A 23,079-nucleotide genomic window follows, 5' to 3' on the forward strand; every position below is an offset into this window, starting at 1 on the left:
TATCGCGATTGCATGTTGTAAAATGTTGCGCTTTAATGAGTTAATAAGGGTGAAAAGGGACATGGCACAACGGCATCTGCGGAACAGGTAAGTGTATACGATATTTTTTTTGAAGTGTCAACAAAAAAATTAGGGTCTCGTCACGAACAAACTCCGTCCGGCATCGAGTCCCCGGTCCAGCCGGCCCGCCGGGGCATCCGTCCGACGTCGAGCCTGTTATTTCTGGCGCGATTGGGACCTTGATGTATATTTTAGGCCTTATTGCATGCCGGAAAAACAGTGTGCTGATATTCCGGCCCTATTCCAAGCCAGGGTACTATTAGGGGTGAGGCAGACGCATGCCGGTGGCGACGGTCTGGATTTACATCTGCTTTTTCCTGTCCGGGATGAGCGGGCTGGTCTACGAACTGATCTGGATGCGCAAGCTCGGGCTGGCTTTCGGCAGCACGGTCCAGGCGGTGAGCACGGTCCTGGCGGTTTATATGGGCGGGCTGGCTCTGGGAAGCTGGCTGTTCGGCCGCCTGGCCGAGCGCCATCGCAGTCCGCTGACCCTCTATGCCTGGGTCGAGGCCGGGATCGGCGCCGCCGGCGCGGCGGTGATGTTCCTTCTGCTGCCGGTGCTGGACGGGGCCTATGTCGCCTTGAGCCGCATGGGCCTCAGCGCGGGCCTCGGCCTGTTCGCTGTGCGTTTCTGCCTCTCAGCGGCCATCCTGCTCGTGCCCACCGCCCTGATGGGGGCGACCCTGCCGGTGATGAGCCGTTTCCTGGTCCGCTCCGGCGCCGAGGTGGGGCTGCGCGTGGGGCGGCTCTACGGGATCAACACCCTGGGGGCGGTGTGCGGTAGTTTCGCCGCGGGGTTCTGGCTGATCGGAAGCTACGGCGAGAGCGCCACCAACCTGGCCGCCGTGGCCGGGAACCTGGCCGCCGCGGGAGTGGCTTTCATGCTGACCGCGCGCCTTAGTGGAACGCAGCCCGCACCGGCCGCGCCCGAGCCGCGTCAGGCGCGCAACGCAAAGCCGGTGCGCGAGTACCCTGAGGGCATCCGGCGCTGGATCCCCTGGCTGTACGCGGCCGCCGGTTTCACCGCCCTGGCTTATGAAGTTCTCTGGACCCGCGCGCTGATCTATTTTGTCGGCCTGTCGGTCCACGCTTTCACCATGATCCTGATCTGCTTCCTGGCCGGGATCGCCCTGGGCAGCCTGGCCGTGGGTCGTTGGGCCGACCGCAGCCTGCGTCCCCTGCTGGCTTTCGGCCTGCTGCAGGCCGTGATCTCGCTGGCGGCCCTGGCCAGTATCCCGCTGATCGGCCAGTTGCCGGTGCTCTATCAGAAGCTTAACCTTCTGCTGGGGGCCATCTCCTGGTGGGAGACCATGTTCGCCCGCTTCATCCTCTGCCTGCTGGTGCTGGGCGTGCCGACCCTGGCCATGGGGGCCTCGTTCCCGCTGGTCAACCGGATTTACGTGCGCGCCGGGGCCGGCTCCGGTCGCGGGGTGGGCCTTCTGTACGCCGCCAACACCGTGGGCACGATCCTCGGCTCGCTCTGCGCCGGCCTCGTGCTGTTGCCGCTGACCGGGATCACCGGCTCGATCCTGGCTGTGGCCCTGCTCAACACCGCGCTCTGCGTGGCGGCTTTCGCCTTGGAGGACGACCCGGGGAGCGCCGTGGTGCGCAAAGCCGGTCTGGTCGGCTCGCCGGCCCTGGCTGTCCTGGCCGTGCTCGGACTGGTGGCGGGCGGCAGCCTGGTCCCGGTGGTGCAGCACGACCTGGAGGACTCGGGCAAGCAGGTCCTGTTCGTCAAGGAGGGCGCGGCGGCCAGCGTGGCCGTGCTGCGCAACAACAGCGGCGACCGCGAGCTGAACATCAACGGCGAGAGCACGGCCTACACCGGGTTCGAGGACATGGTGATCCACAAGCTGCTGGCCCATCTGCCGATCCTGTTCCACACACACCCGAGGAACATCCTGGTGGTGGGTTTCGGCCTGGGCAACACGATCTACACCGCCACCCGCTACGGGCTGGAGGACGCGGCCTGCGTGGAGCTGGTGCCGGACGAGGTCCTGACCGCCCCCTATTTCGCGCCCGAGAACCACGGCGTGATGGACAGCTCCAGGGTGCGGATGATTTTCAACGACGGGCGGAACACGATCCTCACCTCCGAGGCCAAATACGACATCATCTCGTTCAACGCGATCCATCCCAAGCTCAGCCCGGCCCTGTACACCCACGATTTCTACCGTCTATGCGACCGCGCCCTGGCCCCCGGCGGCACGGTCTGCGCCTGGCTGCCCACCAACGGCCTGAGCCTGGCCGAGTTTCGCTCGCTGCTCAAGAGTTTCATGGACGTTTTCCCGCACAGCACGCTCTGGTACTGCAACCCCTCGAACCTGATCCTGCTGGGTACGCGCGAGCCGTTCAAGCCGGATTACCCCGAGCTGCGGCGCCGTCTCCAGGACCCGGCCATCGCGCGCGACCTGGGCGAGATCAGCCTGTCGCAGCCGCTGTCGTTCCTGTCGCTGTTCATGATGGGCCAGGAGCGGCTGGCCGGGCTGCTCGAGGGCGCGCCGCTCAACGAGGACAGCCATCCCATCGTCGAGTTCTCCCACGTGATGGCCCCGGTGGTGCCGCTGGACACCTACCACTGGCTGGTGGACAACCTGGAGCCGATCGGCCCGCACCTGACCTGGAACGCACCCGGCGGGGCGGACAGTCTGGCCGCGCTGAACCGCGAGCTGAACTACTGGTTCGAGGCGCGCAAGACCCTCTACCGCGGCAAGTTCGCCAGTTGGGTGTTCGAGGAGCACGCCGTGGCCCACGAGCTCTACCGGCGGGCCCTGATAATGAACGACCAGGACGGGTATATCCGTCATTTCATGGAGGCGCCCGCGCCTGACCCGGATTCCCTGGTCCGGTTGGCCGCGGCGGATCACGGCGATTTCATCGCCCGCTTCGAGCTGGCCAACCACTATTATGGACTTGGCAAACTGGATGAGGCCCGCCGCTGGTACCGCGAGGTGCTGGCCATCCGCCCGCAGCAGGCGGACGCCTGGTTCCAGCTCGGCCTGGCCGAGGGGGACGCCGGCAACGCCTCCGCCTCGGAGCGGGCTTTCGAGCGCGCCCTGGCGGTCAACCCGGCCAGCCCGCAGACCCTGGTCAACCTGGGGCTGATCCGCTACCGCGCCGGGGACTACACGCGGGCGGAGAAGTATTTCCGGCGCGCCCTGCGGGTCTCGCCGGAGGACGCGAACGCGATGTTCAACCTGGGCAACCTGGCCCTGCGCCGCAGCGACAGGGCCACGGCGGAGTCGCTCTACCGCGAGGCGGCCCGGCGCGACCCGTTCAAGGCCGAGGCCTGGCTCAATCTCGGCGCGCAGCTCACCAACCGCGGCCAACTGGACGAGGCCGTGGAATGCTATCAACGGACGATCAGCCTGCAGCCCGGCCTGACTCCCGCCTACCTGAACCTGGCTTTGACCTACGAGAAAATGGGCCGTCCCGAGGAGGCCGAGCGCTACCGTCTCGTGGCCGAAAGCCTGAGCCAGGGCGGCGGCGGACAACGCTCCGGAGGCAGCGGCGGCGGCTCGCGCTGAGCCGTGCGCCTGACGTTTACAATCTTCAGGGACACGGGATTATGCACCTTCTGCTGATGATTCCATCCTCGCTGCTGTTACTGCTGCTGCTGTTACACTCCTGGCATTACCGCGGACGGCGCGCGACGCTGATATTCTTCATCGGTTGCTTCGCTTTCGGCGTGCTGCGCGGCAACACGATCTACCAGATAATCACCAACCTGCTGGGCGGCACCACGCTGCCCTACCTGATGGTCCGTCCGGTGGTAAAGGTCTGGCAGGCCTCGCTGCAGGAGTGCATCGGCTGGATTTTCGCCCTCTACCTGTGCTGGTCCACCGTGGAGTGGCTGCTGACCCGGGGGAGTGACGGTGAGAAGGTGCCGCTGTTCCGTCTGGCCGGCCTGTCCGCCCTGATGATGGGGACAGTGGCCTACGCGGTGGAGGCCACGGCCGCCGCGGTCAAGTGGTGGGTCTGGACCATCCCGGTGCGTAACCAGTTCTATTCGGATGTCCCGTTCGCCGGGGTGATCGCCTGGATTTCGACCGGTGTGGATTTCCTGGGCGTGTTCCTGATCCTCTATTACGGCGGTTTCAAGAGCCGCTGGCGCTGGCTGCTGCCACTGCTGTTCCCGCTGCACATGTGGCTGCACGTGAAAGTGAGCAACATCGACGCCACCTGGCTGCCGCTCAACCCGGCCGAGCTCTGGCACTGGTTGATGCTGTGCGCCCTGTTTCTGGGCGTGGCCGTGGGCGGGCCTCTGGTCTCCACACGGCTGGAGCCTTCTGAGCGTGGCAAGGCCCTGCCCGGAGTGCGCCAGGCCGTCTTCATCGCTCTGGGCGGGTTCCTGCTGACCCTTCTGGCCGCGCACCTGGGCAAGGTGCGCGACCCCTACCTGCTGATAAGCCTGGTGCCGTTCATCACTGTCGTGCTGTTCATCCGTCCGCTCTGGGCCGCGGCGTTCTGCACTGCCTCCTGCCTGGCCTACGGCTTTATGGTGGGCGCCTGGAGCATGCTCCTGGCGCCGCTGCTGGTGCTGGTGGTGTACGGCTCCGGCCTGCCGCCGTTCGACAGCCGCCTGAGCTGCCCCTGGCGGTTGCGTGCCGCGGCGGTGGCTCTTCTGCTGGCCAGCGTGGTGGTTTTTCTGGGCTATTCCACCCGGGCCCGGCGCTATGCCGATTTCAGCCGGATCGGGGACACCCTGCAGAACGAGACCACGGAAACCGGGGTGGAGCGCCTGGTCTCCGAGATGCCCGATCCGCCTAAGCCCGAGGACAGTTTCCACCTCAACCAGCTGGGCGCCAGCCTGAACAAGCACCAGAACTACATCGCCGCCCGGGCTGTCCTGGAGCGGGGCCTGGTTGCGGACAGCACCTATCCCTACCTCTGGATCAACCTCGGCTGGAGCTGCATGCACCTGAACCAGTACGACCGCGCGGTCGAGGCCTACGAGCGGGCGATCCAGCTCGATCCGGTGGATATCGAGAGCTACGTTTTCCTGGGGCAGTTGTACGAGGGCCGGGAGCGGGCCCAGGAGGCCGAGGCGCTCTACCGTCGCGGCCTGAGCTATCGACCCTCCGACATCCGTATCGTCCTGGCCCTCGAGAGCCTGCTCTACCGTCAGGGGCGCCTGGATGAGGCCACCTCCCTGCTCAAGGGCAGCCTTCACGCCAGCGGTGAGGATATGGGCAAGCTCTACGCCCGCCTGGCCGGCGACTTGCTCAAGATGGGCAAAGGCGACGAGGCTATGACCTACTACAAGGAAACGATCCGCGAGGGCGTACACCAGATATCCGCCGCGGCCCTGAGCCTGGCCTACATCTACTGGAAGGACCGGAACGACCCCGAGAATGCCCTGCGCTATGTCCGTCTGGCCGCGGCGGTCAACCCGGTGGCCGAGGCGTTTACGATGAAAGCGGCGATACTGGAATCCATGGGGCACGCCGATGAGGCCCAGGAGGCCTACCGTCAGGCGGCCCAGGCCCAGGCCCAGGCTGAGGCCCAGGCCGCGCCCAAGGGCAACTGAGAAAGGGTTTTAACGCCGAGAGAGAGAGAAAAAAAGAGCCGTCGGACGACCGCTCCCGTTTCGGGCGGGTCAGTCCGACGGCTGGCGTAGCGCCTGGGCGATGGTCCGGATGAGGTCGTCCATGCGGAAAGGCTTGTTCACCACGCCGCAGAAACCGAAACTGGAGTGGTCGCTCAGGATCGGGTCCTGCGAGTACCCGCTTGCCACCACCGCTTTAACCTTCGGGTCGAGTTTGCGCAACTCGGCTATCGTCTCCTTGCCTCCCATGCCCGAGGGAATGGTCAGGTCCATGATCACCAGGTCGTAGGGCCTGCCCTCGCGCAGGGCCCGCTCGTATTCCCTCAGCGTGTCCTTCCCGTCCCCGGTGCCCGTGACCTTGTGCCCCAGACGGCCGAGCATGGCCGAGATGACCTGCCGCACCTGCGGCTCGTCATCCAGCAGCAGGATGCGGGCCGCGGGTTGCCATCGCTCGTCCTTGACTGGCGGCTCCGCTTTCCGGGGGGCGGGCGGCTCCGGCTCCGCCATCGCCGGCAGGATGACGTGGAACGAGGAGCCCCGGCCGGGTTCGGATTCCACCCGGAGGCAGCCGCCGTGGCGCTTCACGATCGAATAGCAGGTGGCAAGTCCCAGCCCGACTCCGCCGGGACGGGTGGAGAAATAGGGGTCGAAAATCTTGGGCATGTTTTCGGGCGGAATGCCCTCGCCCGTGTCCCGGAGCGTTATCTGGAGATAGGTCCCCCAGGGCAGGGAGCATTCGTTCTCTTTCTCCAGGCAGATATTGGCAGCGCTCAGGGTCAGCGTGCCGCCTTCGGACATGGCCTGCACCGCGTTCTGCGCCAGATTGGCGATCACCTGGCGGATCTGGCTTTCATCCAGACTGGCTGGCAGAAGGTCGGGCGCGATGTCGTAGCTGCCCTTGACCGGCGTGCCGCGCAGGCTGGTGGCGACCGCCTCGCGCAGCAGTTCGGCCGGGTTTACGAGCCGGCGCACCGGGGCTCCGCCGCGACTGAAAGTCAGCAACTGGCGGGTCAGGTCCCTGGCGCGCATGCTGGCCTGCTCGGCCGCGGCCAGGGTCCGGCCCAGTTCCTCCCCCACATCCGGCGAGAGCCGCGCCAGGGTGATATTACCCAGGATCGTGGTGAGGACGTTGTTGAAATCGTGGGCGATCCCGCCGGCCAGCAGGCCGATCGATTCGAGCTTGCCGGCTTTGATACGCTCCTGCTCCAGTTTTTTCAGCTCGGTGACGTCGTGTGCGATCAGTTGCACGACCGGAATGTCGAGCATGGGGATGAAGCAGGGCTGAAGGTTGGCGCGGAAACAGCGCCGGGCGCCGTTTTTCAGGGGCACCTCGATTTCCACGCTCAGCTCCTTGCCGCTGTCGATCACCCCGCGGACTTCCTTCATCCGCTGCGCCGCCACGTCCTCCGGGAAAAAGTCCCACATTGTTTTCTGGTCTTTGGCCAGGGATTCTTCTCCCAGGTATTTCTTGGCCGTGCTGTTTACCAGGTGGAAAACACCTTCGCGGTCGATCAAGGCCACGACCACTCCGGAATTTTCGATCAGGAGACGGTACTTTTCCTCGCTTTCACGCAGCAGATGTTCGGCCAGCTTGCGCTCGGTGACATCGGAGAAAACCCCCTGGATTCCGGCCGGCTTGCCGTTCTCGATCATCTGGCGGCTGGAGGAATGGACCCAGCGCACCCCTCTGTCGCGGGTGACAAGACGGTACTCGAAGGGGTCGAATTTACCGGTCAGCACATTCTGGAAATGCTGCTGCACGATGTCCCTGTCCTCCAGATAGATGAAATCCATAAATTTCCGCCCGAGCATGTCATCCGGCGAATAACCGGTCAGGGGCTTGACTGTCGGACTGACATAGCTGAACCGTCCCTCCCGGTCCACGGCCACGAACACGTCGTTCACGTTTTCCACCAGGTGGCGGTATTTCGATTCCGAGCGTTTCAGGGCCTCCAGGGCGTGTTTCTTGATCGTGATATCCTTCATCACCGCCACCAGCGCCCGCGTGCCGTCACGTTCCTCCATCGGGCTGTAATGTACGCGCAGGATCCTTTCTCCCATCGAGTTGTGCTGGCGCACCGACTCGAACCCCAAGCCCTCTCCGGCCAGGGCCCGGTCGACCAGCGGCTTGATCTCGAAACGGAACATCTCTTTGCCCAGCACTTCCTCCATGTGGCGCCCCACCACCTGCTCGCGGCCGCGGCCCACGAATTCCAGGTAGCTCCAGTTGGCCAGGCGGTAGGTGTAGTTTTCATCCACCACAGCGATCATGTCCTCGGCGCTTTCAACGGCGGCCCGGTATTCTCCCATGACATGATGCTCCTGCATGTGTTGTAAGGCGTTGGAGATGATGTGGCTGGTGGTCTCGAGCAGGGCGACATCCTCTTTGTCCATGACCGTGATTTCGCGCGTGCAGAAAAAGCCTATCAGTCCGGTCAGGCGCCCGGCGAAGAGCAGCGGGACTATCACTGCGGAGCGGACCCCGGCCGCGTCGAGCAGTTCCTTTATCCCGGCGGCTTCCGCCGGAAGCTCCTCCAGTTTCAGGGCAGCGATGGTCTCGAATTTTTCGAGTTGCTGCAGGAGCCAGGACGAAGGGGGGAAGTTCCGGTGAGAGGGGAATTTCTCCTGGTTGCAGTACTGGCTGGCATGCCAAGAATGGGTCAGGTCCAGGCCCGTATTGTTTTCGTTGAGACGGTAGAGCAGGCAGCAATCAAGGTCCAGGAGCAGACCGATCTTTTCGAGCGAGCGGCTGATCTCCCAGTCGGTCTTTTCGGGCAGGATGTTGATGAAGCCGGTGGCGATCGAGGCCACCAGCGATTCGAACTCGCTGCGCCGTTTCAGCAGCGCCTCGGCGCGTTCCAGTTCGGTGACATCGATACCGAAGCTGAAAATGTAATCCAGGGAACCGTCCTCGGCGAACAGGGTCCGGCCGAACCAGTCAACCAGCCGCCTCCGGCCTTCCCGGGTCAGAACGGTGCTGCGGATACAGGTCCCGGTCTCGTTGCGGACTGTTTTCTCCAGGGCGGCGATCAGCATGTCGCGTTCCTCAGGCGGGACGAACATCGCCGGGTAGTAGGCTTCCAGCACCTCCTCCAGGGTGTAACCCAGGGCGGCGAGCATGGCCGGGTTCATGTTCAGGACGCGCAGTTGCGAGTCCAGGGCCACGTACAGGGCCGGCGAGGAGCGCACCAGTGAAAAGGTGTAGTCCCGCTGGCGCAAAGAAGGCGGACCGCCGCTTCTGGAGACGTCGATTTCCCGGACCACTCCCTGCGAGCCGATAAACGCGTCCGCGGCCGGTATCTCGTTCAGGTACAGTCCCTCGGCGTCCAGAAGGAAGGCGGGCAGGGGCTGCCCGCCCGAGGCGTTGCGGTTGAGCAGACGGATCTCGAAAGCGCGGGTGCTGCGCTCTCCGGTGCGGCGCTCATCCAGGCGGTGGGAGGCTTTCTGCCGGTCTTCCGGATGGACCAGCTCCAGAAAATGATGTCCGAGCAGTTCCTGGGGGTTCCAGCCGTAGCGGTTCACCGCCCGCGAGATAAAGGTGAAGCGGCCGTCCGCATCCAGGCGGTAGACGATATCGGGGATGGTCTGAATGATCGACAGGCATTCCGCTTCCGGGACCCGTTCATTGCCGCCGGCCTGAACTCCAGTTTCGCCCGGCGCTGGTTTTTGCCGGCCGGAGTGACCTTTTGCGGCGTGGGTTTTCTGTCCTTTCCCGGACGGCAATTCTCCACCACTGTTGGGGGAATTGTCTGTTTTCGACAAGTGGTGCTTGTTTTTAATCATCGCGCCTGCCTCCACTCCATCGACCTGAACCGGACATTTCTCCTCGCAAGCCTGATCCACGCGACCCTGATGGGCGGCGCAGCACTGCCGCCTCCTTTTCAATACTCTGATACCACTCATAGAAGCATCAAGCATGCCACCCTGTCCGTCCGGAGCTGACAGGGGGCCGAAATGTCAGGGGATGGGGCGGTTAACGCATGTTAATTTTTAACCCCTGATGTTAATGGTTAACGCGTTGACAGTACAAGCCGGTTGTGTCTGGAACTTGGACTGGGCTGTAAGTTGTTGTAATTAATTGTATTGCTGAAAGGGGGCTTTGTGTCCGCTGCCCGGCCCGAAGATTGCTTTGGCTAAGCTTGTCATGCGCAGAGATGTTTATCCGGAACGGTACAACCCTCTGGAAAGGAGTTGGACAGCATGCCTCTCTACGAGTACAGATGCACCGGCTGCGGTAATGTGTCGGAGTTTCTGGAGACCCGGGCCGAGGCGCAGCCGCACGCCTGCCCGGGTTGCGGCTCGCAGCCCATGGAGCGCATCTTTTCGGCTTTCGGCGTGGAGGTGGGCCACGGCACGCCGTCCGGGCCCTCCTCCTGCGCCGGCGGCGGCTGCTCGGGCGGCTCCTGCCCGTTCAGCTGACAGCCCGGATTATTTTCTTGACTCACCCGCTCCCGAACGTGTTAGAATTCATCCGGTCGATTCTTGACAGGATACTTCTCTCAACGGGAGGAGCGGTATGACTCGAAGGCAGGGAACTTGGGGCGGACGCCTGGCTGCGGTGTTCTGCGCCGCCGGGCTGGTCGTGCAGTGCGCCTGCGGCGCGGCGGGCGGCGCCGGGCGGAGCGAGCGGGTGCGGGCCTGGGTGGAGAGCAACCAGAAACTGGGCCTCGACGTGGTTGTCCTGCGGGTCGACACCCCGCGGGTGATCGAGGCGCGGATTGCGCCCGCGGCTGGGGCGAACATGTTCAGCCTGAGCTGGGACGGGGTGGAGCTGCTCTACCGCCCGGACACGCTGCACAGGTTCGACGGCTCCACCTGGGGCATCCCGGTGCTCTATCCCACGCCCTGCCGTATCCCGGGCGGAAAGTTCACTTTCCGGGGCGAGCGGTTCGATTTCGGTCTCAACCGCGATGACACCCATATCCACGGGCTGGTGCGGGACGCAGTCTGGGAGTATGAGCCGCCGCGGGTGGAGGACGGCGCCGCGGTGCTCCACACTTGGATCGAGTTCAAGCCCGGCTCGGAGCTCTACCGCAAGTTCCCCTTCGAGCACCGTCTGGACCTCACCTACAGCCTCGACCCCTCCGGGCTCAAGCTGGCGTTCAGCGTGGACAACCACGACAACCGCCCGCTGCCGTTCGGTTTCGGCCTGCACCCCTACTGGAACTACGCGGGCGGGCGGGAGGGTATCCGGCTGAGCGCTCCGGTGGCTGGGCGCATGGAGCTTGAAAACCTGGTGCCCACTGGCAAAATAATGCCGGTGGAGGGCGCCGCCTGGGACATCCGTCAGCCGGTGGAGGTGGCTGGCCTGCGCATGGATGACGTGTTCACCGGGATGCGGCCCGAGTTCCCGGCGCGGATACAGTTCAGCCGGGCCGGACTGGCCTTGACTCTCGAAACCTCGCCCGAGTTCGGACACCTGATTGTCTACGACCAGCCAGAGAACCCCTTTTTCTGCGTGGAGAACCTCACCAGCTCACCCGATGCGCATAACCTGTACGCCCGCGGGTTCGAGGCCGAGAGCGGCCTGCTCGTGGTCCCGCCGGGCGGCAGCCGGCAGGGCTGGGTCAGGTACGCGCTGCAGCCGCTCAAGTAGGCCGGCTGATATAGTGTGGGGGCACGGCGCGCCGTGCCCCTCCGAAATGATTTCAAACTCAATCGGCTTTACCCTGCCTGTCCGCTGGCTTTTCTGCTTACGCCGAAACGAAAGCAGAGATAAACTGCCGGGCGAACACAAGGTTCGCCACTACGAGATGGGAATAGGCTGGGTACAGCTTGGACAGATCCACCGTATCTTCCCGCCGGGCCGCTCACCTCGCCCTGTCTATTTACAGAACCCCCTGTCGAGGCTAAATTTTATGGATGGAAAATCCATCCTCACACAGCCTCGTCGGCGCCTCCCGTCTGGCCGTGGGCACGGCGGTGGCGTTTGTCGTGCTCACCTGGGGCTCGGCGTTCGTGGGCATCCGGGACGCTATCCAGAGCTACTCGCCCTGGCACCTGGCCCTGCTGCGCTACGGCGTGGCCTCGGTCGTGATGGCTGTGCTGGCCCTGTTCCGCGGCGTGCGCATCCCCAGCGCCGCCGATTTCCCCCGTCTTTTCCTGACCGGACTGTTCGGCATCGGCATCTACAACTGTCTGCTCAACTGGGGCGAGCAGGTGGTCTCGGCCGGCTCGGCCAGCCTGCTGGTCAACACCCTGCCCATCCTGACCACCGTGCTGTCCATCATTTTCCTGGGCGAGCGGATCGACCGGGTGGGCTGGCTGGGCATGCTGATCAGTTTCGCCGGAGTGACCCTGATCGCCCTGGGCGAGGGGGGACGGCTCAGCCTGGAGCCGCGCGCCCTGGTGATCCTCGTGGCCGCGTTCTGCTCGGCGATCTACCTGGTGCTGCAGAAACCGCTGCTCGAACGCTACACCAGCCTGGAGTGCGTGAGCTGGGCGATCTGGACCGGCACCGCGGTGCTGCTGCCGTTCGTCTGGGGCCTGCCCGCGCGGATCGCCACCGCGCCGCTCGGCCACACACTGACCGTGGTTTATCTGGGAGTGGTGCCCGCGGCGCTGGCCTATTTCTGCTATGGCTGGATTTTCAGTAAGATGAATGCCAGCCGGGCGAGTAGTTTCCTGTTTTTCACCCCAGTGGCGGCGCTGGCCATCGCCTGGATCTGGCTGGGTGAGATTCCGCACCTGGTCTCACTGCTGGGTGGGGCGCTGGCCCTGTCCGGGGTGGTGGTGGTAAACCGCCTGGCCCGTCACAGCCGGGTGGTGAAGCCCTCCCTGGACGGGACGGGGCAAAGCTTTCCCGGCATCGACGAGCCGATCCGGGTGGTCGATTACGACCCGTGCTGGCCCGAACGGTTCCGCGCCGAGAGGGAGCGCCTGACCGGCGCCCTGGGGAGCCTGGTCCTGGGCCTGGAGCACGTGGGCAGCACCGCTGTTCCGGGGCTGGCTGCCAAGCCGTTCGTGGACCTGCTGGTGGGGGTGGCGAGCCTCGACCTTCCGCAGCCCGCGCTTGCGGCCATGCGCAGCCTGGGCTACGAGTGCCTGGGCGCGGCCGGGGTGCCGGGGCGGGTCTATTTCCGCCGGCGTGCTGGAGCGGATACGGCGTTCAACGCGCATTTCGTGCTGCCGGGCAGCGACAACTGGCTGCGCAACGTTCTTCTGCGTGACTACCTGCGCGCCCACCCGGAGGAGGCGGCGCGTTACGGCGCGCTGAAACTCGAAATCATCCGCTCCGGCGTGGACCGTCTGGTCGAATACGGCGAACGCAAGCGGGCTCTCGTGGACGAGTTGCGCGGCCGCGCCCGCGCCTGGGGGGCCTCCCGTTCGAACCAGTGAAACCAGGCCGCTAAGCCAACTCTTTCTTGCAGTCTCCGGCCTGATCGTGTATAATCACCCCGTCCCACCTGCAAGCCTGTCTCATCCCTGTTGCTTCTCATGAAGTCCTGTCTATCACGGGAGGCGCCACATGTCCAAAGCCCGATTTTCCAGAACCGTTCCGGGCCTTTTGATCCTCGGCCTGATCACCGCGTTGTGCTGCGTGGTGGACAATTCCAGACAGACCGCCCAGGAAAAGCACCGCGACGGTGTGTTCATCCATGTCTCGCACGGGGCTGAGGCCCCGCAGCGGGTGCTCATGGCCCTGAGCATGGCCGGGAAGATGTGCGAGGACAAGGATGTGCTGGTCTATTTCGACATCACCGGAGTGCAGGTGGTGCTGAATGAAACCCCGGACATCACTTTCGGCGATTTCCCCGCCTGTCAGGCCCAGCTAAAGGCTTTGCTGGAAAAGGGCGTGGAGCTGTATGTCTGCCCGGGCTGCCTGAAGGCCGCGGGCAAGGGCGAGGCGGACGTGATGGCCGGGGTGAAGATCGCCGAGAAAGAGGCTTTCTTCGATTTCACCGAGGGACGTATCCTGACCCTGGACTATTGATCCGCGGAGAGGCACGGTGCACATGAGAACGATCCTGGCCACCCTGATCCTGCTGCTGGTCGCCTGCGCGCCGCGGCAGAGCGAAGTCAAGCCGTACCCGCCCCTGGCGCTGCACCCTGGCAACCCGCACTGTTTTCTGTTCCGCGGGAAGCCAACCCTGCTCGTCACCTCGGGCGAGCACTACGGCGCTGTGCTCAACCTGGATTTCGACTACAACCGCTACCTGGACGCCCTGGCCGCCGACAGCCTGAACCTCACCCGCACCTGGGCCGGCGCCTACCGCGAGATACCCACCTCGTTCGGGATCACCGAGAACACCCTGGCCCCGGTAAGCGGACGGTTCATCTGCCCCTGGGCGCGCAGCGGGGAGCCGGGCAATTTCGACGGGGGGAACCGGTTCGACCTGAACCGCTGGGACGAGGCTTATTTCACTCGGCTGAAAGATTTCATGGCCCAGGCCTCGGCGCGCGGCGTGGTGGTGGAGCTGAACCTGTTCTGCCCCAACTACAACGACAGCCTCTGGCTGGCCAACCCGATGAACAAGGCCAACAATGTCAACTCCGTGGGCGACTGCCCGGCCACCGAGCCCTACACACTCAAGCACCCCGACCTTCTGGCCGTGCAGGAGGCGGTGGTGCGCAAGATAGTGGCCGAGCTGAAAGACTGCGACAACCTGTTCTACGAGGTCTGCAACGAGCCCTACTGGGGCGGGGTTACCCTTGAATGGCAGCACCGGATAGCGGACATCATCGCCGACGCCGAGAAGGATTTCCCGCAGCGCCACCTGATCTCGATGAACATCGCCAACGGCAGCGAGCGGGTCGCCGATCCGCACCCGGCGGTCTCGATCTTCAATTTCCACTACTGCCGTCCGCCGGACGCGGTGCGCCTGAACTGGGACCTGGGCCGGGTGATCGGTGACAACGAAACAGGTTTTCTCGGCAGCGCCGACTCGACCTACCGTGTCGAGGGCTGGGATTTCATCCTGGCCGGCGGCGCTCTGTACAACAACCTGGACTACTCGTTCAGCGCGAGCCACCCGGATGGAACCTTGAGCGGCTATATCTCGCCGGGCGGCGGCAGCCCGGAGCTGAGAAAGCAACTGGGCATCCTGGCGCGGTTCATGCGCTCGTTCGATTTCGTGCACATGGCCCCGGACAGCACGGTAGTGGCGGGCGGCCTGCCCGAGGGCGCCACGGTGCGGGTGCTGTCCGAGCCGGGCAAGCAGTACGCCCTGTACATCCACGGCGGCAACTCGGCCCCCAGCCTCCAGTTGAACCTTCCGGCGGGCAAGTATTCTTTCGAGTGGCTGGATACGAAGACCGGACTTGTCACGGCCAGCGGGCACGTGGAGCACCACGGCGGCACGGCGGTGCTCGGCTCGCCCGCCTACGGGACCGACATTGCGCTGGGGATAAAAGCTGAATAATCGAGACGAGAGCAGTTATAAAGGTACAGGGCATTCCGATTCGGGGTTACTGGATGAAAAGAGTTCTACTGGTGGCAGTGCTTGTGGTCTCGCTGTCCGGCTGCGGCGGCGGGCGCTATGTGCTGGACAACAGCTCCTGCGGGCTGCGCCTCAGCGCGACGCCGGCAGGCCAGGATGTGGCCCTGGAGCTGGTATCGCGTGGGGGAGAGGACACGCTGGCTTTCCGCCTCAGCGAGCTGGCCCCGGTCTCGACAGTGCACCCCTGGGACCTGCGACCGCAACGGTTCAGCCGCGTGAGCTGCCGCATGCTGGGAGACACGCTCCTGGTCAGCGGCACGGGTGATAAGCTCGAAACCAGCCTGCGTTTCAGCCTGGCCGACAGCCTGGTGCGGGTCAAGGCGGTCTGGCGCAACCAGTCCCCGGACACTCTGACCGACCTGGCCGTGGCCCTGGCACTGAGTTTCGACCAGCCGCCCGCCGGGGAGCGTCTCACCCTGCCGCATATCCTGTACAACGGCAACCCCTCCTCCGCGCCGGAGCGCCTGGTGCCGCGGTTCGGGCCGGAGAGCACCGCCTGCCTGGTCTGCGAGGAAACCCGTTTCCCGATCCCCTGTGTGAACCTCGAATGGCAAACACCGTCCCACGCCCGCGAACTGAGCCTGTTCTCGCTCCCGGACAGCGCCGCTGGCTGGAGCCTGGGGGTCGACCGCTCGCGGGCCGGGCTGCGCATCCTGTGCGCCTCGGGCGTGCTGGCCCTGAACGGGGTGAAAGACGCCACCTACGGGGGGCAGTGCCGCAGCCTGCCGCTCGAGGTGGGCTACGCGAGTTTCGCACCGGGGATGAGCCTGGCCAAGACCGCTTTCATCCAGTTGGGGCAGCCGCTTTGCGAGGGGCAGGGTTTCCGCGCGATTGTCCCGGCGGCCTGGAGCATTTTCCAGCCCCACTCCAGCCCCTGCCTGGGCCTGGACAGCGTGGTGGCGCTCAAGGCCAACGCCCTGGCCCACCGCTGGCACGAGGACAGCCGCTCGGCCGGGTTCCTGGCCGTGCTGCCGGGCAACTATTTCAAGCGTCCGCCCTATTTCCTCTGCGGCTGGAGCGGCCAGAACCTTCGCCTGGCCTGGTGCAGCGCCAAGCTGGGCCTGGAGACCGGTGCCCCGGAGCTGGTCGGCCGCTGCAACCGCGCGGTGGACTTTTTCATCCGCAAAAGCGCCACGAAAACCCCCGGCCTGCACTGGAACTATTACATGCTCGACACCGGGGCCTGGGAGGGGGATGAGGATGAGGGCCGCAAGATAGTCTCCAGCCGCGCCACGGGTGAATACCTGACCAACCTGGGGCACATTATCCGTTTGTACCGGGAGGCGGGCCAGCCGGTGCCGCAGCAGTGGACCGATTTCCTGCGCCAGGGGGCGGATTTCCTTCTGCGCGACAGTTCCCGTCTGCCGGGCGGCATCTACCCGGTGTTCTGGAACGAGGATGGCACGCCGGAGTCGGATTTTGAGTCCGCGGCCGGCATCCCCTGTGTGCGCGCTCTATTGGAGGCCTGGCGGGTCTGCGGCGACAGCCTGTACCTTAAGGCTGCCCAGCGCGACCTGGAGCGCTACTGGAGTCTCAACGGCGACCGTTTCGATCGCCCGTTCGCCCGCTCGACCCTGGATGCCCGTTGTGAGGACAAGGAAGCCGGGCTGTACTTTTTCCTGGCCGCCAGCGAGATGTTCGCCCAGACCGGCGACAGCCGCTACCGCGCCTGGGCCGAGGCCTCGGCGGACTGGATCCTGACCTATGTCTTCTTCTGGAACACCGGGTTCAGGCCGGAAAGCTACTGCGGGAAAAAAGGCTTCGTTAGCACCGGCTGGCCGGGTGTGAGCGTGCAGAATCACCACCTGGATGTCTATTTCCCGGCCTGGGAGCTGCATGAGTTCGGCCTGGCCACCGGCAACCGGATGTACGCCGAGCTGGGGCGGATGGTGTTCGACGCCTGGAGCCACGGTATCTGCCGCTACCCCGGCGACTGGGAGCACCAGACACCCGGCGAGCAGGGTGAGCAGTTTTACCAGACCAATTACGGGATCACGCCCGAGTACTGGCGCGGCGGCTACCACTACTGGAACCCGAGCTGGATCGTGGCCCTGGTGCTGGAGGCGGGCCTGCGTTTCAAGTACGAGGGCTGAGGCTGTAAGGAGAGGATGAATCCCGGTGCGGGGCGGCCGCGCCGCCGCCGTGAAACGGCGGGCGCGCGCGCACGCGGCGCCTTTGGCGCCCGGCGCGGCCGCCCCGTGGCCCGGGCCTCACGCTATTTATCCCGTCATTGCGCCACTGGTGCAGTTCCCGGTAGCTGTCCCGGAAGATTCCTACCAGGTTCAGGTCGCCGTCCCCATTCAGGTTGTAAACATTACTGTTCGGGTGTTGGGGAAAATGAGGTTTTTATCTCATTTTCTGCCTTTTCTGTCCGGTATAATCAATATAATTATTTTATTGACAAAAGACTCCATTGTATGGTAGAATTTTCGTTGCATTATTTGAAGCGAATTTATTTTCACGGGAGCTTTACGATGCGTACTGTCACCAAAGATGTCCGTTTTGAGCGCTGCCCGAATTGCGGCTCGGTGGTCCTGTTCAAGGATACCGATGTGACTGTCTGTCCGCGCTGCAAGCTCAAAATCCGGCTGAAAAAATAGAATCGTAAAAATTGATTCTTCCCTTGATCTGACGCCCTTGATACGAGTGTCGTAAAAGGGCTGTTGTTCTCTGAAAAGGCCTCAGGCATACCTGCCTCGGGCCTTTCTTATACCTTCGAATACGGCTGCGCCTGCCGGAGTTATTGATTTAAGACCCGCTTTATGATACAATCCCCTTAGGCTTCGCCTCGAAATAATCATATTTAAATGAAATATATTCGTCAAAGACGCGGAGTATGCGCGATGGTCGATACAGCGGTGACAACTCCCGGCGAAAGCGGAGAGGACTCCTCCCAGGCTGAACTGGCCGGGCAGGACGGGAAAGCGCTCAAGAAAACCTTCGAGGAGATTCGCGAGGAGGCGCGGCGAAGTGTCCTGTCGAGCTCCGACCGCGAGAAACTCGACTCCATGGAGCCGGATGAGCGCGAGTTCATCGATCAGGTCTGCCTATACGAATCCAAGAGCCAGAAAGTCTCGCGCCAGCAGCACAAAGTCAAGCTGCGCGAGATAATGCTCTGCCGCGACATCGCCCAGGCCTATTGCCCGAGCCGGGATGCGGTGGGCCAGTACAGCGAGGGCAAGCGTATCCTGGCCAACAGCGAGACCGGCAGCGACAGTGTCAAGTTCGTGCTGGCACGCAAGGTTTGCGGCATGCTGGACAAGATCAACATGATCTACCAGTCCAACTCCGGCTCCTATGTGCGCGCCGACCTGCACCGGGCCGAGACCGACCTGCTCAACTACATAAACCGCCTGGGGCGGATGATCCGCGATCCGCTGAGCGAGGCCCGTCGCGTCTACTCCAAGCTGCGCGAGCGCGCCGGCTGGAACCTGCCCAACACAGCGTTCGCCATGGCCGAGGACTGTGATGTCCCGCAGATCTTTTTCAACCGCTATTCCTCGCCCGCCCAGTTATTGCTGAAAGACCCCAAGAAACCTTTCCGCAGCGACAATGCCAGCCCGCCGCTCAAGCTGGATTTCCGGATCAAGAACGCCGTGCTGATCGTGGCCGGGGAGAACCGTTTCCACCTGGACCACTCGCGTTTCGACAAGGTCAAGGACACCGCCGCCGCGCGCCATATCATGTTGAGCAGCCTTCAGGCCGGTAAGGACAAGATCGCCGAGCTCTACCGCAAGAACCCCTATTCCCTGAGCGAGGGCTTCACGCTCGAGGATGAGATCAACATCCAGTCGATCAAGGAGAACGTGTTCGGCTTTTTCTTCTCCTACACCCTGAAAAACCTGCCCTCCACCGCCAGCCGGGCCGACACGGCCGAGCTGTTCGTCCAGGACCTGATGCGCGAGGAGAACGACCTCGGCTGCAAGGGTTTCTGCCGCTTCCTCTACCCACCCGCCGCGGTGGAGGACCCGGTGGAGCCGGAACTCTGGAGCAACACCACCACCCGGGCCCTGGCCCTGCGGCGGGTTTTCAGCGACATCCAGGAGCGCAAGATACGCCTGAGCATGTTCCCCACCCGTATGACCAAGCTGCTGACCGACTGCCTCGGCCATCAGCTCGAGGCCCTGCGCAAGCGGGCCGCCGCCCCCTACGAGGAGAAAATCGCCAAGCAGGAATGGGAACTGCGTCAGTTCACCGAACTCCACGGCAACCCGATCGCCCGCCAGATCGAGCAGCAGGAGCGCATTCGGCAGATCGACTCCGACTGCTCACTGGTCATTGGCGAGGCTTTCAGCCTGGTGGCCGAGTTGCTGAAAAAGGAGCTCAAAGCCGAGGGCTGCGCCGAAAAGCTGGATGTGCTGGAGCGGATCAAGCCGCGGCTGGAGGAGAAAGCCGCCGAGCTGCGGGGCATGCTCGAAAAGCTGCGGGCCAGTTTCGAGGCCCAGGTCGAGCGCAAGAAAACCCTGAGCGAATGGCTGGTCCAGGCCCTCGACCTGGTCAACCGCACCAAGGCCGGCGGCAACGGTGACCTGCCCGAGCGTTTCCGTCACCTGGCCGAGGCGTTCGGCGCCGCAGAGGGGCGCTCTTTCGAGGGCGACGCGGAGGGCCTGTCGCGCCAGATCAGCGAGCTACGCGTGCGGGTGATCGCCAGCCAGGAGCGGATCAAGGGCCAGTTCGATCAGGTCAAGGCCTTCCTGGAGCAGCTCCGCAAGGCCGTCGGCATGATCGGCCAGGCCGCCGACCTGAAAGCCGAGCGCGAGCGTATCCGGGAAAACCTGGACTCCGAGGCCGGCCTGCGCGAGCAGGAGGGCGCCCTGCGCGATGCGCTCGGCCGCCTGACCGTGGAGTTCGAGGAGCGGCTGGGGAAGATCGAGGAGGCTATAGAGGTCAACCAGGAAACTTGAGGATAGTTTTGGTCCAGTCCGGATCGGTCGGTGAGGTAGAGGATGGAAACGATGCAGGGGCACGGCGCGCGCCGTGCCCCTGCTTTTTTTATCCCGGGAATGCGTTCAACCCGCCGGATACTCGTTACCGCTGGAACAACCATCCCGCCTCAGGCCTTGAGGAATATCTTGCGCGTGTACAGGAAATACAGGAACAGCCACTTGACCCCGAATACGCACAGTGCCCAGAACAAGGGCTTGATTGCTCCGAGCGAGTCGATGAACCCGTGCACGAAGATATTGACTATGCTGCCGAAATCGAACAGGGCCCCGGCCACGTAGATCGTTATCGGGTTGAGTCCGATCACCACGAACGGGAAAGCCCACCTCTTCCAGCCCTTCACGTCGATCACCCAGTAGAACAGCGCCAGGAGCAGAAGGCTCCACCCGCCGGCGAACAGCACGTAGCTGCTCGTCCAGATCAGCTTATTGATCGGGAAGAACGGGTTCCAGATCAGGGCCAGCACCAGGCTCGCCACCCCGGCCAGGGCCAGGCGCACGGCTTTCACCCCCGGCGTGGCCGTGCCGCGCAGCCAATGTCCGGCCAGCACTCCCATCAGTACGGTGGAGATCGAGGGCAGGGTGCTGAGAATCCCCTCATTGTCGAAGATGCCGTTACAGAACTGTCCGGGCAGGAACAGGTTGTCCAACCAGGCGGCGAGGTTTCCCTCCGGAGTCAGCACGCCCGCGCCGTGGCCTGGCACCGGAACAAGAGTCATCAGCACCCAGTAGACCAGAAGGATCGCGGCGGCCCAGATCACCTGGCCGCGCACGCGGGTGTTCATCAGGATCAGCGCGGCGAACAGGTAGCCCAGGGAGATACGCTGCAGCACGCCGGCCCAGCGCATCTGCGCCATGTTGAAATCCAGCAGGCCGTTGTAGACAAATCCAAGAATCATCAGGGTGAGAAAGCGGCGGACTATGTGCTTGTACAGCCCGGCGCGGTCCTCGCCGCGCTCCAGGCGGCGGCTGATCGCAAAGGGCAGGCTCACCCCCACGATGAACATGAACATGGGGAAGATCAGGTCCCAGTAGGTGAACCCGTTCCAGACCGAGTGCTCGGTCTGGCGGAGGAGGGTTTCGGCCAGCGGGCCGTGGAACAGGCTGAGCAGGGCCACCACAATCCCGCCGCCGCCGGTGATCCAGAACATGTCGAACCCTCTGAGCGCATCGATCGAGACCACCCGTCCCGAGCCCGCCGCAACCGCTTTCTCGCTCATGCCGATCCTCCCTCTGCACGATTGTTGAAAGAACTCCCGCCCAAGGCCAGCCTGCGGCCGAAACGGAAAGAATAATCTGTCCGGCCGCGCGCGGCAAGGTAAAACATGGGTTGCGGAAAAGAACCACCTTACACTCAAAATAGGACGGAGCTGTCCTGTCCGGGTCGGGCCGCCAGGGACATACAAGCCCACCAATTTCTGCGGAACCATGCGGGTGGACTGCACCCTGAACAAGACCGAAAAGCGGACTTTCTTCATCGATGTCCGGTTCGGCGGCTTGGTAAAGCTGACTGACCACGCGGCCCTGGAACCCTACCAGGGCTCGGGGGAAGAGCCGTATCATCCTTCTGACAAGAGCCATTACGGCAAACCGGAGCTTAATGCGAAACTTCTCCAACTGGCGGAGGAGTTCCAGAAAATCTATCCCGACCATAAAATATGGGTTAACGACATGAGCCTTCCGACCGGAGGGATGTTCAAGACTTTTAACAAGTTGGATGGAGATCATAAGACTCACATGTGGGGAGAGGATGTAGATATAAGCTGAAAACATCTGAGAGAAAATTTTCAAATAAAGAATGAGTTGCAAGAGCCTGCACTACGAGAGGAAAGGCTCACGATCGAGAGGTTGATTATCCGTGTATTTGGAGATGGAAATGTAGATTTTCACGGTCTTGATGGAAAAAAACACTGGCATTGCAGTCTTGTACACCAGAACAAGCATAGACGATATAGTGTTGAGGGATTTATTGATTGATAAATATCAGTCGTTTCCAAGTACTGCGGGAACAAGCCATATGCCTTTAAAGTAATAAAAAACGTATCCGGCGTCATCAGAATCCCAATCGGTTATGCCTTGGTGGATTGGACTAAGTCCGATGCTGTTTTTGTTTTGATTGAATTGGGGAATTAGTTCTCTGATTTCATTCTCGGATGTTATTTCAATGGATCTGTCAAAGGTTGCTTCTTTGTTTGTGGACGGAAAATAAGCAGAACTCTCTGCGGGTTTAATATTGATTAAGGATGTATCTGAACTGGAGCCGTTCCAGAAGATTGTGATATAAATAAGGCCGTCCTTATAGCATAATACTGCCCAGTCTTTTTGTCCTTTTTGTTTTAGTTCTCCACATATATAGTTTCTTGCACAACCTCCTTCTGAATCCTGCGGAATAAGGATTTTCCATCGATCAAGAACAGAAGCTATTTGGGGAGGCAAGTGCCTGAAAAATTTCGGAGGAAGCAGCAAGCTATCCATCCTCGGGACGAATAGCTCCAACGTCTTATTATGTCCGGGGCCAAAAACCTTGTCAATCGTCGATACTAGTTTTTTCAAAGACGTTTCATCATAACCCAATTTGGAGCAATCAATTTGCCATATGTAATTACGTGTGTTTCTTATAAAATGAACACTTGCTGCCAAGCCTATATATTCGTCGTAAATCCCCTGGTGGTCTATTTCCGAAATGTCTTCAAGGTCGTAATCGTCACGTACAATTAAATCATCATAGCCATAAATATTGTTCTTTGTGAATTCGTATCTTTTTCTAATTGATTCTTTTTCAAGGACAGTTATCACGCAATTATAAGATAAGTTTCCAGAGAGAAAACCACTTTCCCACTTATTAACTTTCTCCTTCGCCAATTTAAAAGGCTTAACCGTATCACCCTGCGGGAACACCAAGGTAAAAATCGAGTCGTTCATCAGGCAGAGCGCGGCCCAGTCGCGGCAGCCCGGAGCGGTGAACTGCCCGCGGATCACGTTGTGGGCACGCTTGCGGGTCCAGCACTGCGGGATCATTATCCCGCGCTGTGTCAGATAGGATTTTATATTCGACGGCAGCGTGGGGAAGAACGATGGCGGCAGCTTG

The 23,079-nt window shown here is 62.5% G+C and carries 13 protein-coding genes; 10 read left to right on the forward strand and 3 right to left on the reverse strand.

Features of this window, described 5'->3' with window-relative positions:
* The first annotated feature begins 338 nt into the window (after nucleotides 1-338).
* A complete protein-coding gene (locus LLH00_03160) occupies nucleotides 339-3,587 on the forward strand; it encodes a fused MFS/spermidine synthase (protein ID MCE5270261.1) in 3,249 nt (1,082 codons plus the stop codon).
* A 41-nt stretch (nucleotides 3,588-3,628) separates the two neighbouring features.
* Entirely contained in the window at nucleotides 3,629-5,590 is a 1,962-nt protein-coding gene (locus tag LLH00_03165) for a tetratricopeptide repeat protein (protein ID MCE5270262.1), read from the forward strand.
* 69 nt (nucleotides 5,591-5,659) lie between these two features.
* Here LLH00_03165 and LLH00_03170 read toward each other — a convergent pair whose 3' ends face one another.
* Nucleotides 5,660-9,391 carry a PAS domain S-box protein gene (locus LLH00_03170; protein ID MCE5270263.1) on the reverse strand — a complete coding sequence of 1,244 codons (3,732 nt, stop codon included), beginning with the start codon at nucleotides 9,389-9,391 and terminating at the stop codon, nucleotides 5,660-5,662.
* 417 nt (nucleotides 9,392-9,808) lie between these two features.
* On the opposite strand from LLH00_03170, the gene LLH00_03175 reads away from it, so the two are divergent.
* From LLH00_03175 to LLH00_03205, 7 genes are all read left to right on the forward strand, one after another.
* Nucleotides 9,809-10,027 (forward strand): zinc ribbon domain-containing protein, encoded by a 219-nt coding sequence (locus LLH00_03175; GenBank protein ID MCE5270264.1) that lies wholly within the window; start codon nucleotides 9,809-9,811, stop codon nucleotides 10,025-10,027.
* A 97-nt stretch (nucleotides 10,028-10,124) separates the two neighbouring features.
* A complete protein-coding gene (locus tag LLH00_03180) occupies nucleotides 10,125-11,204 on the forward strand; it encodes a hypothetical protein (GenBank protein MCE5270265.1) in 1,080 nt (359 codons plus the stop codon).
* A gap of 266 nt (nucleotides 11,205-11,470) precedes the next feature.
* On the forward strand, nucleotides 11,471-12,946 hold the full coding sequence (locus tag LLH00_03185) for an EamA family transporter (protein MCE5270266.1): 1,476 nt from the start codon (nucleotides 11,471-11,473) through the stop codon (nucleotides 12,944-12,946).
* A gap of 130 nt (nucleotides 12,947-13,076) precedes the next feature.
* Nucleotides 13,077-13,541, forward strand: a complete 465-nt coding sequence (locus LLH00_03190; GenBank protein MCE5270267.1) for a DsrE family protein — start codon at nucleotides 13,077-13,079, stop codon at nucleotides 13,539-13,541.
* A gap of 22 nt (nucleotides 13,542-13,563) precedes the next feature.
* Entirely contained in the window at nucleotides 13,564-14,970 is a 1,407-nt protein-coding gene (locus LLH00_03195) for a DUF6298 domain-containing protein (GenBank protein ID MCE5270268.1), read from the forward strand.
* A 53-nt stretch (nucleotides 14,971-15,023) separates the two neighbouring features.
* Complete coding sequence (locus LLH00_03200; protein ID MCE5270269.1) at nucleotides 15,024-17,141, forward strand: hypothetical protein; 2,118 nt, start codon at nucleotides 15,024-15,026, stop codon at nucleotides 17,139-17,141.
* A gap of 750 nt (nucleotides 17,142-17,891) precedes the next feature.
* Nucleotides 17,892-19,952, forward strand: coding sequence for a hypothetical protein (locus tag LLH00_03205; protein MCE5270270.1), 2,061 nt, complete (start codon nucleotides 17,892-17,894; stop codon nucleotides 19,950-19,952).
* Nucleotides 19,953-20,101: 149 nt separating this feature from the next.
* Here the strand turns inward: LLH00_03205 and LLH00_03210 are convergent, their stop codons facing one another.
* The gene (locus LLH00_03210) at nucleotides 20,102-21,211 is read right to left on the reverse strand and encodes a DUF5009 domain-containing protein (protein ID MCE5270271.1); all 1,110 of its coding nucleotides are present in this window, start codon (nucleotides 21,209-21,211) and stop codon (nucleotides 20,102-20,104) included.
* A gap of 214 nt (nucleotides 21,212-21,425) precedes the next feature.
* On the opposite strand from LLH00_03210, the gene LLH00_03215 reads away from it, so the two are divergent.
* On the forward strand, nucleotides 21,426-21,758 hold the full coding sequence (locus LLH00_03215; protein MCE5270272.1) for a penicillin-insensitive murein endopeptidase: 333 nt from the start codon (nucleotides 21,426-21,428) through the stop codon (nucleotides 21,756-21,758).
* Nucleotides 21,759-21,974: 216 nt separating this feature from the next.
* On the opposite strand, the gene LLH00_03220 is transcribed toward LLH00_03215, so the two are convergent.
* On the reverse strand, nucleotides 21,975-23,079 hold a 1,105-nt coding region (locus LLH00_03220), incomplete at its 5' end, for a hypothetical protein (GenBank protein ID MCE5270273.1).

This window comes from bacterium (genome assembly GCA_021372515.1).
Classification (GTDB): domain Bacteria; phylum Gemmatimonadota; class Glassbacteria; order GWA2-58-10; family GWA2-58-10; genus JAJFUG01.